Origin of the sequence: Sphingomonas sp. Leaf257, from assembly GCF_001422185.1 — a bacterium.
GTDB classification, from domain to species: Bacteria; Pseudomonadota; Alphaproteobacteria; order Sphingomonadales; family Sphingomonadaceae; genus Sphingomonas; species Sphingomonas yabuuchiae.
Genome location: NZ_LMMH01000001.1, coordinates 498,802 through 513,318 on the forward strand (window position 1 = coordinate 498,802; position 14,517 = coordinate 513,318).

At 67.1% G+C, this 14,517-nt stretch carries 13 protein-coding genes; 6 read left to right on the plus strand and 7 right to left on the minus strand.

Annotated elements, in window-relative coordinates; genetic code table 11:
• Positions 1-39 precede the first annotated feature (39 nt).
• On the plus strand, positions 40-2,337 hold the full coding sequence (locus tag ASF14_RS02450; RefSeq protein ID WP_236696893.1) for a S8 family peptidase: 2,298 nt from the start codon (positions 40-42) through the stop codon (positions 2,335-2,337).
• 49 nt (positions 2,338-2,386) lie between these two features.
• A complete protein-coding gene (locus ASF14_RS02455) occupies positions 2,387-3,388 on the plus strand; it encodes an LLM class flavin-dependent oxidoreductase (RefSeq protein WP_056430907.1) in 1,002 nt (333 codons plus the stop codon).
• A gap of 366 nt (positions 3,389-3,754) precedes the next feature.
• Here the strand turns inward: ASF14_RS02455 and ASF14_RS02460 are convergent, their stop codons facing one another.
• The 3 genes from ASF14_RS02460 to ASF14_RS02470 form a co-directional block, all read right to left on the minus strand.
• Complete coding sequence (locus tag ASF14_RS02460) at positions 3,755-5,065, minus strand: sensor histidine kinase (RefSeq protein ID WP_056431412.1); 1,311 nt, start codon at positions 5,063-5,065, stop codon at positions 3,755-3,757.
• 70 nt (positions 5,066-5,135) lie between these two features.
• The gene (locus ASF14_RS02465) at positions 5,136-5,825 is read right to left on the minus strand and encodes a response regulator transcription factor (RefSeq protein WP_056430910.1); all 690 of its coding nucleotides are present in this window, start codon (positions 5,823-5,825) and stop codon (positions 5,136-5,138) included.
• Positions 5,826-5,871: 46 nt separating this feature from the next.
• A complete protein-coding gene (locus ASF14_RS02470) occupies positions 5,872-6,189 on the minus strand; it encodes a PepSY domain-containing protein (protein WP_156360988.1) in 318 nt (105 codons plus the stop codon).
• A gap of 113 nt (positions 6,190-6,302) precedes the next feature.
• Between ASF14_RS02470 and ASF14_RS02475 the strand changes: the two genes are divergently transcribed.
• Positions 6,303-8,087 (plus strand): ABC-F family ATP-binding cassette domain-containing protein, encoded by a 1,785-nt coding sequence (locus ASF14_RS02475; RefSeq protein ID WP_056430913.1) that lies wholly within the window; start codon positions 6,303-6,305, stop codon positions 8,085-8,087.
• A 43-nt stretch (positions 8,088-8,130) separates the two neighbouring features.
• Here the strand turns inward: ASF14_RS02475 and ASF14_RS02480 are convergent, their stop codons facing one another.
• The 4 genes from ASF14_RS02480 to ASF14_RS02495 form a co-directional block, all read right to left on the minus strand.
• Positions 8,131-9,450 carry a TadE/TadG family type IV pilus assembly protein gene (locus ASF14_RS02480; protein WP_056430916.1) on the minus strand — a complete coding sequence of 440 codons (1,320 nt, stop codon included), beginning with the start codon at positions 9,448-9,450 and terminating at the stop codon, positions 8,131-8,133.
• Entirely contained in the window at positions 9,447-9,998 is a 552-nt protein-coding gene (locus ASF14_RS02485) for a TadE/TadG family type IV pilus assembly protein (protein ID WP_056430918.1), read from the minus strand. Before ASF14_RS02485 ends, ASF14_RS02480 begins: the two co-directional genes overlap by 4 nt.
• Entirely contained in the window at positions 9,995-10,534 is a 540-nt protein-coding gene (locus tag ASF14_RS02490) for a TadE/TadG family type IV pilus assembly protein (protein ID WP_236696894.1), read from the minus strand. The genes ASF14_RS02485 and ASF14_RS02490 overlap by 4 nt, the downstream gene beginning before the upstream one ends.
• A gap of 146 nt (positions 10,535-10,680) precedes the next feature.
• Complete coding sequence (locus ASF14_RS02495; RefSeq protein ID WP_236696895.1) at positions 10,681-11,457, minus strand: dienelactone hydrolase family protein; 777 nt, start codon at positions 11,455-11,457, stop codon at positions 10,681-10,683.
• 33 nt (positions 11,458-11,490) lie between these two features.
• Between ASF14_RS02495 and ASF14_RS02500 the strand changes: the two genes are divergently transcribed.
• From ASF14_RS02500 to ASF14_RS02510, 3 genes are all read left to right on the plus strand, one after another.
• Positions 11,491-12,138, plus strand: coding sequence for a DUF2238 domain-containing protein (locus ASF14_RS02500; protein WP_236696896.1), 648 nt, complete (start codon positions 11,491-11,493; stop codon positions 12,136-12,138).
• A gap of 295 nt (positions 12,139-12,433) precedes the next feature.
• Positions 12,434-13,213 (plus strand): SDR family oxidoreductase, encoded by a 780-nt coding sequence (locus ASF14_RS02505; protein ID WP_056430928.1) that lies wholly within the window; start codon positions 12,434-12,436, stop codon positions 13,211-13,213.
• Positions 13,214-13,253: 40 nt separating this feature from the next.
• Positions 13,254-14,477 (plus strand): threonine synthase, encoded by a 1,224-nt coding sequence (locus ASF14_RS02510; protein WP_056430931.1) that lies wholly within the window; start codon positions 13,254-13,256, stop codon positions 14,475-14,477.
• Positions 14,478-14,517 lie beyond the last annotated feature (40 nt).

Genomic DNA, 14,517 nt, shown 5'->3' on the forward strand with positions numbered 1-14,517 from the left:
CGGTTGGGCAGGCGGAATGATGGGATGAGGGGGCTGAGCTTGCGAGCGCGGGAAGCGCGCGGTGCCGGGGGCATCGCGACAGTCTGGAGCCTGGTCATCGGCGCGGGCACGATGGTCGCCGCCTGTGGCGGCGGCGGCAACGGCATCCAATCGATTCCCACCCCGATCGCCAGTCCGACCCCAACACCGACACCGACGCCGACTCCAGCACCCACTCCCGCCCCTGCACCGACCCAGAATTACGACACGGCGGGCTACCGGGCGACGGCGGGCGCGGTCGCGATGAATGCGCTGGCCGCCTATCAGCGCGGGGCGACCGGCGCGGGTGTTGCCCTGGGTGTCATCGATTCGGGCGTGGACGACCGCACCGGCGCCTTCACCGGGCGGATATCCAGCGCCTCCGCCGATGTCGCGGGGACGCGCGGCACCGGCGATCTGGACGGGCACGGCACCGCCGTCGCCTTCACCGCCCTGGGCGGCCGCGGCGGCAACCGGGCACAGGGCGTGGCGTTCGACGCGACGCTGGTCGCGCTGCGCGCTGACGAGCCGGGCAGTTGCGGCGGCTCCACCGAAAATGGCGGACTGGGCGGGACGTGCAGCTTTTCCTCCGACGCCATCGCCCGAGGGCTGGACACCGCCCGCAACGCAGGCGTGCGGGTCGTCAACATCTCGCTCGGCTTCAACGATACGGCGCCCAGCGCGCTGCTCGCGGCGATCGGGCGGGCGACGGCGGCGGGCATGGTGATCGTCATCTCGGCGGGCAATGACGGCGAATCCAACCCCACGCTGATGGCGCAGATCGCCAACAACAATGCAGTCGCGCGCGGCCAGGTCATCATCGCCGGATCGGTGAATGCCGGCGGCACCATCTCGACGTTCAGCAACCGGGCGGGCCAGTCGGCCGCCCATTATCTGACCGCGCTGGGCGAACGGGTGGAGGCCCCCGATGCCAAGGGCGAGCGGTTCCTCTGGTCGGGCACCTCCTTTGCCGCACCGCAGATCAGCGGCGCGGTCGCCCTGCTCGCCCAGGCATTTCCCAACCTGACCGGCGCGCAGATCGCCGACCTGCTGCTGCGCACCGCGCGCGAGGCCGGAACGAGCGGCACCGACGATGTCTATGGTCGCGGCACGCTGGACCTGACCGCCGCCTTCCGGCCGGTCGGCAGCACCAGCGTGGCTGGCACCGGCGCGGCCATTTCGATGGGGGTCAATGCGCGACTGTCTCCGGCAATGGGCGATTCGCGGGTGGAGGGGCTGACCCTGGTCGCGCTCGACGGCTATGCCCGCGCCTACCATATCGACATATCCGGCACGGTGGCGCAGGCCGCCCCCCGCCCGATGCTGGCGCCATCGCTGCTCGGCCGGATCGAGGGCACGGTCGTCAGCGACGGCACCCGTTCGATCGCGCTGACCCGTGCGATCACCTCGCCCGGCGAGGCGCGGCTGCGCGCGATCGTCCCCACCGACGTGCCCAGCGCCATGCAGCGGATCGTCGCGGGCAGCGTCACCCAGACCCTCACCCACGACACCGCCATCGGATTCGGCTTTGCCAGCACCGGCGACGCGATGGTCTCGGGATGGACCGGCCAGTCCGGCCCCGCCTATCTGATGACCGATCCCGGCGCGGGCATGGACCGCGCGCCCCGCGCCGCCGCGGCTTTGCATCACGTCATGGGCCGGGTGGGCATCAGCGTCGCGGCGGAGAATGGCCGCTTCGCTGCGCCGATGCCCGGCATGGCCGCGCCCGGCTATGACCAGATGACGGTGACGTTCGACCGCAGGATCGGGCCGGTCGCCGCGACCTTGGGCGTGACCCGGCTGGACGAGCAATCGACCGTGCTGGGCGGCTGGTTCGGCGGCGCGCTGGGCCAGGCGCGCGGGCGCAGCTGGTTCGCCGACGGGGCCGCGCGCTGGCAGGACGATGGCGGTTGGACGCTGGGCGCCCGCTGGCGCAGCGGTTGGACCCGCGCGATCGGTGGCCTGGGCGGCGGCATGTTGGCCAGCCGCGCCTGGTCGGTCGAGGCGGGCAAGGCCGGACTGTTCGGCCACGACCGGATCGACCTGCGCCTGTCGCGGCCCTTGCGGGTCAGTGGCGGCGGGCTGGACCTGCGGCTGCCCGGTCATTGGGATTATGCCAGCGGGCAGGTCGATGGCTGGACGAGCAACCGCCTGTCGCTAGCCCCCACGGGGCAGGAAACGCTGGTCGAACTGCGCCATGGCATCCGGCTGGGCGGGGGCGAATGGTCAACGCATCTGTTCTGGCGGCGTGACCCCGGCAACATCGCGATGCTGCCGCCCGAGCGGGGCATGGCGGTGAAGTATGGCTTGACCTTCTGATACGCGGTCTTGGCTGGCGGGGGCGGCGGATCGTCCCCATCTTCCTCATATGACACGCTATTCCCTGCTCGATCTGGTGCCCGTCGTCGAGGGCGGCACCGTGGCCCAGGCGCTGGCCAACGCCGCCGACCTCGCCGCCCATGCCGAGGCGGTCGGCTTTCACCGTTACTGGACCGCCGAGCATCATGCCATGGCGGGCATCGCGTCCGCCGCGACCGCCGTGGTGCTGGCGCATGTCGGACAGGCGACCAAGACGATCCGCATCGGCGCGGGTGGCATCATGCTGCCCAACCATGCGCCGCTGACCATCGCGGAGCAGTTCGGGACGCTCGATGCGCTGTTCCCCGGCCGGATCGACCTGGGGCTCGGCCGTGCGCCGGGATCGGACCAGCGCGTCGCCCGCGCGCTGCGCCGGACGCTCGACAGCGATCCCAACGCTTTCCCGCGCGACGTGATGGAGCTGCAAAGCTATTTCGCCAATGACGGGCAGACCGGCATCGTGGCGACGCCCGGCGCGGGCGCGAAGCCGCAGATGTGGATATTGGGATCGAGCCTCTACGGCGCGCAGCTCGCCGCCGCGCTGGGCCTTCCCTATGCCTTCGCCTCGCACTTCGCGCCCGACGCGCTGGACGATGCACTGGCCATCTACCGTCGCGATTTCCGACCTTCGGCAATGCTCGACAAGCCCTATGCGATGGCGGGCTTCAACGTCTTTGCCGCCGATACCGACGCCGAAGCCGAATTGCTGGCCAGTTCGCAGCAACAGGCCTTCGTCGCGCTGCGCACCGGCAACCCCGGCAAGCTGCCCCCGCCCGTCCCCGGCTATCGCGAAAGCCTGGGGATGCAGGGATCGGCGATCCTAGACCATGTCCTGTCCTGCTCGGCCATCGGCTCGCCCGCAAGCGTGGAGCGGCAGCTGGCGGCCTTTGTCGAGCGGACCAAGGTGGACGAGGTGATGATCGTCAGCGCGATCTTCGACCATGCGGCACGGAAACGGTCCATCGGGATCGCGGCACGGGCGATGAACGCGTTGGGTATGGTGGCGGCCTGAACTTTTCGGGTTCGCGCGAAGCCGCGACGACACGAAGAGAAGAGGATGGTTCGCGCGGAGGCGCGGAGAACGCGGAGGGGTCCGGCTTGTTGAACAGAAGGTCCCCTCATTCCTCCCCTGCAAGGGGAGGTGGCAGCGCGAAGCGCTGACGGAGGGGTATCGCGCTGTCGATAAGGGGACACCCCTCCACCATCCTCCGGATGGTCCCCCTCCCCTTACAGGGGAGGAATGAAATCCGTCATACCGTCAGCAAAGACATAAGACGGGGCGATTTGGCCCAGCCACTTACCCGACACCTCTGCGTCCTCAGCGCCTCTGCGCGAACACAATCCTCTTCACGCCATCGCGGCTTCGCGCGAACCGAAATCACCCCACAGCCGCCGGAAGCCGGAGCCGCACCAGCAGGCCGCCCAAATCCTCGCTTTCCTCCAGCGCCACGGTGCCGCCATAGATTTCGGCCACGTCGCGCACGATGGCGAGGCCAAGGCCCGTGCCCGGCTTGCCCGTGTCCAGCCGCACGCCGCGATCGAAGATGCGGACGCGCTGGTCTTCCGGAATGCCGGTGCCGTCGTCCTCGACCAGGATTTCGACGAACCCGGCCTGTGCACCCACCGTCACGAAGACGCTGCCGCCGCCGTACTTGGCGGCGTTCTCGACCAGATTGCCGAGCATCTCGTCCAGGTCCTGGCGCTCGACATGGACGACCAGGTCCTTCGGCCCATCCACGTCGATGCGGACATGGCGATAGAGGCGGCCGACCGCGCGCTCTACCGATTGCAGGCTGGGCCAGACCTCGGCGCGGCTGTGCGCCGAACCGCGCCGCCCGACCGCGCGGGCGCGCGCCAGATGGTGGTCGACCTGGCGGCGCATCGTGCGCGCCTCGCGGATCACCGTTTCGGCGAGATCCTCGGACTGGGCGGTCGCCGCGTTCATGATGACGGTCAGCGGAGTCTTCAGCGCATGCGCCAGATTGCCCGCATGACGCCGCGCCTCCTCGGCCTGTTTCTCATTATGCTCGATCAGCGCGTTCAGCTCCTCGACCATCGGCGCGACCTCGTTGGGCATCGCGTCGGAGATGCGATCGGCCTTGCCCGCACGCATCGCCGCAATCTCCTCACGCACGCGGCGCAAGGGATAAAGGCCATAAAAGGTCTGCATCGCCGCCATCAACAGCAAGCCGACGCCCAGCAGCGCGAAGCTGCGCACCAGGATGCGGCGCAATGCGCCGATCTGCGCGTCCAGCTCGGTCGTTCTCTGCGCCACTTGGAAACGCCAGCGGACATCCGATCCGGGCAACTTGACGTCCCGTTCGACGATCCGCAGCTTTTCGTCCGGAAACTGGGTACTGTTATAGACGTGAATGTCGTCGTCGTTGCGCGCCGGGCCATAGGCGAGGCGCCGATCCCAGAGCGAGCGCGACGGGAAGGGGTCATAACCCTTGCCCGAGACCTGCCAATAGACGCCGGAGCCGGGCTCCAGAAACCCCTGATCGGCGGGCTCGCGGTTGAACCAGACCTCTCCCTGCGAGTCGATCCCGGCGGACACCAGCAAGGATTTCAGCACATAGGCCTGGCGGTCGTCGAAATTCTGCGTGACGGCGGACACCAGCACCCGGTCGAGCGCGAAGCCGCCGCCCGCCAGCAGGACCAAGATCCACCCGGCGGCGATCAGGATCATGCGGCGCGACAGCGATCCCGTGCGCAGCGTCCGGCGCGGTGTATGTCCCTCCGTCACGGAAAAAGCCGGATCAGGCCGCCGAACCCGCCACAGCCCCCGCCGCCGGATCGTCCAGGCTGTAGCCCAGGCCCCGGATGGTGGTGATGACATCCTGTCCCAGCTTCTTGCGGATGCGCGTCACGAACACCTCGATCGTGTTCGAATCGCGATCGAAATCCTGGTCGTAGATATGCTCGATCAGCTCGGTGCGGCTGACCACCTTGCCCTTGTGATGGAGCAGATAGCTGAGCAGCTTATATTCCTGCGCGGTCAGCTTCACCGGCTCGCCCGCCCGCGTGACCTTGCCCGAACGCGTGTCGAGCCGGACGTCACCCGCCGTCAGCTCGGACGAGGCATTGCCGCTGGCCCGGCGGATCAGCGCGCGCAGGCGGGCGATCAGCTCCTCGGTCTGGAACGGCTTGGCGACATAGTCGTCGGCACCCGCATCCAGCCCCGCCACCTTGTCCGACCAGCTGTCGCGCGCGGTCAGGACGAGGACGGGCGTGGTCTTGCCCTCCTTGCGCCAGCGGTCGAGCACGGTCAGCCCGTCAATCTCGGGCAACCCTAAGTCGAGCACGATCGCGTCATAGCTTTCGGTCGAACCCAGAAAATGCCCTTCCTCGCCGTCCGTGGCGAGATCGATGGCATAGCCCGCGCCTTCCAGCGTGGCCTTCAACTGCTGGCCGAGATTGGGCTCGTCCTCGACGATCAGAACGCGCATCGCAAAACTCCCTGTATTTCCATGGGGCTGACCGACAAGCCGGTCATCAGCCGTCGGTTCGGCCGATGACCTTGCCGGTGCGGCCGTCCACCTCCACCCAGATCACCGTGCCATTGCGCAGGAATTTGAGCGTGTAAACCGACGCACTCGCATCGTAATCGAAACCGATATATTGCGAATCGCGCATGGTCGGCACCACCCGCGCCTCGATCTCGCGCAGCGACAGATTGCCTTCCTTGCGCTGCTGATAGGCGCGCATCTGGTCGCCGCGACGTTGATCGGCGCCCATTCCCATCGGGGCCTCGATCAGCGGCGGCGAACCCATCGGTGCGGCGAGCAGAGCCAGAAGGACGGTCATCGACATGAAATTGGCATAGCGGTCAACCGTTGAACAGCCTCTGAATGGATCATGCAGCCGCGCGACAGCGCTTGGGGTGCTTGCCGGGTTCCGCATCCGCCCCTAACTGCAAGGCCATCATGGCAGCACCCGTTCTTTCCTACGAAGACCTGGGCCTTGTACAAGGTTCGGGCTGGCTCTTCCGGCATCTCGACATCCATGTCGGTCCGCGCGACCGGCTCGCGCTGATCGGGCGCAATGGGGCGGGCAAGTCGACCCTGCTGAAGCTGATGGCCGGGATCATCGATTCGGACGAAGGGCGGCGCGTGATCGTGCCGGGCACCCATGTCGTCTATCTGGAACAGGACCCCGATCTGGCCGGGTGCGCAACGCTGGGCGATTATGTCCTGTCGGGCGACGACGCGCCGGAAGCCTATGAGGCCGATGCCATCGCCGGACAGCTCGGCATCGACCTGACGCGCGAGGCATCGACCGCCAGCGGCGGCGAACGGCGGCGTGCGGCGATCGTCCGGGCGCTGGCGATGAACCCGGACGTGCTGCTGCTCGACGAGCCGACCAACCATCTCGACCTCGCCGCGATCGAATGGCTGGAGGACTGGCTGAAGCGCTTCACCGGCGCGTTCATCGTCATCAGTCACGACCGCACCTTCCTGACCCGCCTGACCAAATCGACGCTGTGGCTCGATCGCGGCCAGATGCGGCGCAACGAGGTCGGCTTTGGCGGCTTCGACGCGTGGACCGAGCAGGTCTATGCCGAGGAACAGCGCGCCGCCGAAAAGCTCGACGCCAAGCTCAAGATCGAGGAGCATTGGCTCCACCGCGGCGTGACCGCGCGGCGCAAGCGCAACCAGGGCCGCCTGGAAAAGCTGGTCCAGATGCGCGCCACCCGTGCCGCGATGATCGGGCCGCAGGGCGCCGCCAAGCTCGGCATCGCGTCGGACGATGTGAAGACCAAGGAGGTCATCAAGGCCGAGCATGTCACCAAGCGCTATGGCGACCGCACGATCATCAAGGACCTGAGCCTGAAGGTCACGCGCGGCGACCGGATCGGCATCGTCGGCTCGAACGGGGCGGGCAAGACGACGCTCCTCCGCCTGCTGACCGGCGAGATTCAGCCCGACGAGGGCAGCGTCTTCCTGGCCAAGACGCTGGACGGCGTGATCATCGACCAGCAGCGCAAGTTGATGGCCCCGGAAAAGCGCGTGCGCGAGGTGCTGGCGGACGGCGGCGACTGGATCGACGTGCGGGGCGCGCGCAAGCATATCCACGGCTATCTCAAGGAATTCCTGTTCGACCCCTCGCTCGCCGAGGCGAAGATCGGCACCCTGTCGGGCGGCGAGCGCTCGCGCCTGTTGTTGGCCCGCGAGTTCGCGCGCGAGTCCAACCTGCTGGTCCTCGACGAGCCGACCAACGACCTCGACCTGGAGACGCTGGACCTGTTGCAGGAGGTGATCGGCGATTATGAAGGCACCGTCCTGATCGTCAGCCACGATCGCGACTTCCTGGACCGCACGGTCACGGTGACGCTCGGCCTCGACGGGTCGGGCAGTGTCGATGTGGTGGCGGGCGGCTATGCCGACTGGGTCGCCAAGCGCAAGGCCGCCCCGGAAGCGAAGAAGGCCCCGGCCAAGGCCGCCCCCTCGCCCGCCGCGCCGGTGCAGGCAAAGACCAAGCTGAGCTACAAGGACCAGCGCGACTATGAACTGCTGCCCAAGCGGATCGAGGAGCTGGAGGCGGGCATCGCGCGCGACGAGGCGAAGCTTGCCGATCCCGATCTCTATGCCAAGGACCCGGCCCAGTTCGACCGCCTGATGAAGGCGATCGAAAAGGCGCGCGACGAAAAGGACGAAGCCGAAATGCGCTGGCTGGAACTGGCCGAGCAGGTCGAGGCGCTGGCGGGGTAATCGGGGCGGGGTAATCGGCGCGGGGTAACCCCCGCCCCCTCGCTTATTGCGTGATCCGTGCGGTCGCGACGGCGTTCTGGAATAGCGCGGCCATGGCCGCCGAAATATCCTGGTCGGTCGAAACCTTGGTGTAGAGACCGGGCGACGCGCACGCCTGCAACGCCGGTTCGATCTTGTAGAGATTGGGCTTGATATAGGTTTCCGACCACGGGTCGCCGGTCAGCGATTCCGGTAGATATTCGGTGTAGAGGACGGCGATCCGGATACCTCGCGCCTTGATGGTATCGCAGGGCACGGTGTCGATCGCGATTTCCGGGAGACCTCCGCTGCGCAATTCGTCGCGCATGCCGTCGGTGACCAGGAACATCACCGCCTGCGGCGTGTCGTTGTTGATGCCGGTGCCGGGCGTGCCCATGACCTTGTTCATCTGGACCATCGCGTCACTGGTGCCGGTGTCGGTGTCGTTGTAACCCACTTCGTTCGACCGGCAGGCAGACGTCGGGCACCCGTTCCGGTCATATTTGAACGGTTCCAGATTTCGTGTCGCCGCAACGACCTTCGACATGCTGGACGTAAGCGTGCGTATCAGCTGAAAGCCGCCGCGTCCTCGGAATGTCCCGACGGCGATCCGATACTTTGCTCCGGTCTTGCTGGACGTGCTGGTGGCATTTGTCGTCAGCTTCGACACGGCGGTCCCTTCGTCGTCGATGCGCAGCGTCAGGTTATAGGATTGCGCAACGTCGTAGAGATCGACCGTATTGCCCGAAGCGTTCCGGCCCTTCAGGTCATTTTCGGCGTGACAGGCGAACTGGCATTTTTTCGAATTGCTGGCCGCCACCTTGGCCAGACCCGCACTGGTCGTGGGCAGGGCCATCGAACTGGACACGTCGAGCAACATGTAGAAGTTGATGTTGGGCGCGACGGCGTTCGTTGTCTCCGACTTGCCGGAGATCGCGAGCGTTCCCAGTCCCAGGATACCTGCAAAGACGTTGTTCGACACGCCGCTATAGCTGACTGCGGCGTTCCGGCGGCCGTTGCTGTCGGTCGGGGCGGTGATGGTCACTGTGCCGACCGTGATGTCGCCCGCCGCAATCAAAGCCCCCGCCTGGGCGTCGAAAATCTTGCGGGCATAGGCCTCCGCATCGCCGTCATTCATACCCATCGCGACCTTGCTGACCGCCGACAGCGCGGCGGAGTCCGCCACCGCATTCATCTTGGTCTGCGCCTTCATCGCCCGCGCATAATCGATGCCCATGCCGATCGCGAAGATCAGGACGGGCAGCGCCATGGCGAACATCATCATCACCGCACCGCGACGATGACGCAGCACGCCGCACACGAAGCGATAAAGCGAAAGGATCATGGGAGTGAGCAATCCGAACAGGCGATCTGGTCGGTGTTGCGCGGGACCATCCACAGCGTGTCGCCGAGCGTCATCGGGCCGAACTGACCGAAACTGGTGGGGGGACGATAGGGATAGTTGACCTGCGCCAGCAGGAAGGTGGCGTTGGGCGTCTTCATGGCGGCGGGAATGTCGATCGCCTGGCCGGGCGCATAGGGCGCGATCGACAAGCCCTGGCTCCAGACCACTTTGGTATTTCCGGTGGCATCGGTCGACACCTCACTCACCCGAATCCGGGAATCCCCGGCGACATAGGGCTGCATCACCTGCGAGGCCGCGACCAGATTCGACTGGATTTCGGCCTTCGTCATCTTGCCGGTCGCGTTCTGCGCGATCAGATCGACGGCGGCGCGGGCGGTGATCGTCACCTTGCGCTTGCACGCCATCGCGTCCTGCAACTGCACCCCGCCCAGATACAGGACCAGCATCACCGGCAGGATGATCGCGAATTCAACCAGCGCGACGCCGCGCTCGTCGCCGCGCAGGGCCCGAAACACGCGCGCCGTCACAGATAGGCCTCGGTCTTCGACACCGATGTCGCGATCAGGATGGTCGGCTTGCTGCTCAGCGGCGACAGATCGGCGGCAGGTGCGATCGGCATCGGCCAGAGATAGATGAAACGCACCGTGACCAGTGAGCCCTGCGATCCCACGTCATAGGACAGGTCGGTGAACTTCCGGGCCGCCGCATCGAAGTTCAACGATCCCGTGCCGCCCGTCGGGATGGTAGCCCCCGCCGCGACGCTTTGCACATCGACGAACAGCCGCGAGCAGGACAGGAAGCTGGGCAGCGACTGGCACCCCTTGCTGCGGAACCGCTCGGCCAGCTGTGCCTTGGTCATGCCGTCGCCAAGGCCCTCGAGATCGGCGGCCTGGATCTGGCCGGTGACGATACCGCGCGCCGCGACCTCGACCGCACTCTCCAGCGCCTCCTGCGCCAGATAGGCGAGGCTCGACTGCAGGATCGCCAGCAGCAGCGCGATGAACGGCGCGGCGACCAGCGCGAACTCGACGATCACCGCCCCCCGCCGATCGGTCCGGAGCACGGGCGGAACGTCGCCGGAATGGCGAGAGGGGAGAGGGGGTGACATGGGCGGCGGATATCCTTCCCGCCCATATTGGTCAGAACCGGTTAAACTTCGGCAAACAAACCGGCTGCGTAACGGAACCGATCGAGCCGCCCCTTCCTGCCTTAGCGTAGCGCGCGGGCGTAGAGCGCCAATGTCCAGCTCATCGCCTGGAGGAACAGCGCGGGATCGTAACGCGGCCCCTCGTCGCGGAGAAAGGCATGCTGCCCGGCGACCTCATGCCATTCATAGGAGGCGCCGACCTCTTCCAGCCGCGCGCGGATCGTCTCGCGCCCGGCATAGGGGACATGCGGGTCCTGCCGCCCCCAGACGAACGTCGTCTCGGCCTTCAGTTCGCCCATGCGCGCCAGGCTGTCGTCGCAGCGCCCCTCGCCCAGCGTGCCCGAATGGATGTCGGTGGCATAGAAGCATGCCGCCGCACCCACGCGTGGATCGAGCGCGGCGCGATAGGCCAGATGCCCGCCCAGGCAGACGCCGAACGTGCCGAGATGCCCGTTGCACGCGGGATGTGCGGCCAGCGCGGTCAGGCCTGCGGTCGCATCGGCGTCATAGGCGGCGACCGGCTTGGTGAACTTCAGGTCGTTGCCTCGATCCGTGCCCGGCTTGTCATAGGCCAGCACCGTGCCAACGGGCTCATATTCATGATAGACCTCGGGCACCGCGACGACATAGCCCTGCCCCGCCAGCATCGCCGCCAGCCGCCGGATCGGCGCGGTCACCTGATAGATTTCGGAAAATAGCAGGATGCCGGGAAAGCGCCCGTCGATGGCGGGGCGGAACAGGTGCATCCGCATCGTGCCGTTGCCGGGCACCTCGACATCCTGGGTCTCGTCGCTGCGTATGATCATGGCGGGCCTGTCCTGGTTGATGGCCTTGCCCATCGCATCCCGTTCGAGGCAGGGCAATCGGGTTGCGTGGACCACGGCCGTCGCTATCGTCGGGACATGTCGGGGAGCAGGATGCGGCTGGCGCAGTTGAGCGCGGTCTGGATATTGGGGCTGATCGCCTCGGGGTTGCATCCGTTCGACCGGGCGACTTGGTGGATGGAGGTCGCGCCGGTGCTGGTTGCGCTGCCTCTGCTCTGGGGATGGCGGCGGCGCTTCCCGCTGACCGGGCTGGCGCTGGTCCTGATCGGAGTGCACGGCCTGATCCTGATGCTCGGCGGGGCATATAGCTATGCGCGCGTGCCGGCGGGGTTCTGGGTGCAGGACTGGCTGCATCTGGCACGCAACCCCTATGACCGGCTGGGCCATTTCGCCCAAGGCTTCGTGCCCGCCATCGTGTTTCGGGAATGGCTGGTCCGGCGGGGCGGGCTGGTGCCCGGCGGGATGCTGACCTTCCTCGTGATCGCGTGCTGCCTGGCGGTGAGCGCGGCATATGAACTGATCGAGTTCGGTGCGGCGATGGCGCTGGGCCAGGGCGCGGACGAGTTTCTGGGGACGCAGGGCGATCCATGGGACACGCAATGGGACATGCTGATGTGCCTCATCGGCGCGGTCGCGGCGGTGGTCACGCTGTCGCGGGTGCATGATCGGCAGATGGTGGGGATGGTGGAGCGGTGATTTGTTCGCGCGGAGGCGCGGAGACGCGGAGGTGACTGGATTTGCCGCGCTTTCGCACACCCTCTCGATCGGAAGACGAAGTCGACTGGTCGTGAATGGAGGCAGCCTGCGGCTGGGCGAGACTCCTCCGCGCCTCCGCGCCTCCCCGCGAACAAAAAAGATGAAGCGCACACCGCTCTATGGTAAAGCCGGGGCGACACCAGGAGTTCTCGACATGGTCCAGCGGCACCGCTGACGCGGCACAGCTTTGCACGGCGGCACGCACCGCCCCCTGCCCCATCATTTCGAGAGATTCATGCCACGCTTGCAGAATAAGACGTGCGTCGTCACCGGCGCTGCGCGCGGGATTGGCCATGCCATCGCCCGCCGCTTTCACGAGGAAGGCGCAACCGTCATCCTGACCGATCGCGATGCCGACACCGGCGTCGCAGCGGCAGAGAGCATCGGCTGTCGCTTCGAGCCGCTCGACGTTTCGGAAGAAGCCGACTGGGCGCGCCTCTCCCATATCGTCTCCACCGCCGATGTCGTCGTCAACAATGCCGGGATCACCGGGTTCGAGGATGGCTATGTGCCGCACGATCCCGAACATGCGTCGCTGGCGGACTGGCGGGCGGTGCACCGGGTCAATCTGGACGGCACCTTCCTGGGCTGTCACTATGCCATCGGTGCGATGAAGGCGGCGGGCACCGGCTCGATCATCAACATCTCGTCGCGCTCGGGCCTGGTCGGAATACCGGGCGCGGCGGCCTATGCCTCGTCCAAGGCGGCGATCCGCAATCACAGCAAGACGGTCGCGCTCTATTGTGCGCAGGCGGGGTGGAAAATCCGCTGCAATTCCATTCACCCCGCCGCGATCCTGACGCCGATCTGGGAGCCGATGCTGGGCGACGGCCCCGACCGCGCCGCGAAGATGGCCGCGCTCGTCGCCGATACGCCGCTCAAACGCTTCGGCGAACCGGACGAGGTGGCCGCGATCGCGGTCATGCTGGCCTCGGACGAGGCGAGCTATATCACCGGATCGGAGTTCACCATCGATGGCGGGCTGCTGGCCGGGTCGGCGGCGAGCCCGGGCTAAGCCTATGGTGTCGGGCGGTTTCGGCCGATAGGCTGGGGCCATGAATCGCAACCTCACCGAAGACCGCCCGACCTTCGTCACCCATCTGGAATGCTCGCTGACCGGCGAACGCTATGAGGCGGACCAGCTTCACGGCCTGTCGCGCGCAGGCCGCCCGCTGTTGGTCCGCTACGATCTGGAGGCGCTGGGCCGGGCGGTGTCGCGCGACACCATCGCCGCGCGTGAGACGGACTTGTGGCGCTGGCGCGAACTTCTCCCCGTCCGCCGCACCGGGAGCATCGTCTCGCTGGGCGAGATCGAGACGCCGCTGATCCCCATTCCCCGCTCGGGCGGCGCGTCGGTGCTGGTGAAGGATGAGGGGCGGCTGCCGACCGGCTCGTTCAAGGCGCGCGGGCTGGTCATGGCGGTGGCGATGGCGCGCGAACTGGGCGTGACCCGGATCGCAATGCCGACCAACGGCAATGCTGGCGCGGCGCTGGCCGCCTATGCCGCGCGCTGCGGGATCGAGACCGTCATCCTCTGCCCGGAGGAAACGCCGGAAGTGAATGTCCGCGAGATCGCCGCCCAGGGTGCGCGCGTCTGGCGGGTCAACGGCCAGATCGACGAGTGCGGCGCGATCGTCGGGCGCGGTGCGGCCGAGGGGCGCTGGTTCGACTTCTCGACGCTGAAGGAGCCTTACCGGATCGAGGGCAAGAAGACGATGGGGCTGGAACTCGCCGCTCAATTGGGGTGGGAGCTGCCCGATGCGATCTTCTACCCGACCGGCGGCGGCACCGGCCTGATCGGCATGTGGAAGGCGTTCGACGAGATGGAGCGGCTGGGCTGGATCGGCAGCAAACGTCCGCGCATGTATGCGGTGCAGGCGAGCGGCTGCGCCCCCATCGTCCGCGCGTTCGAGGCGGGCGAGGAACATGCCGAACGCTGGGAGGATGCCGCGACGGTGGCGGCAGGCATTCGCGTGCCGAAGGCGGTCGGCGACTTCCTGATCCTGCGCGCGGTTCGCGAATCCGGTGGCGCGGCGCTGGCGGTGGGCGACCCGGCGATCCTGAAGGCGGTGGAGGATTGCGCGAAGAAGGACGGACTGCTGCTCTGCCCCGAGGGCGGCGCGACGCTGGCGGCGTACAACCAGGCGGTGCGCGACAATCTGGTCGACGAGGATGAGCGGGTCGTGCTGTTCAACTGCGCCACGGGGTTGAAATACCCGATGCCCGAGGCGGGGCAATGGCTGGACAAGAACGGGACGATCGATCTGGGGGCGCTGTAGTCCCTTGGCCTTCGACTTCGCTCAGGCTGAACGGAAATTG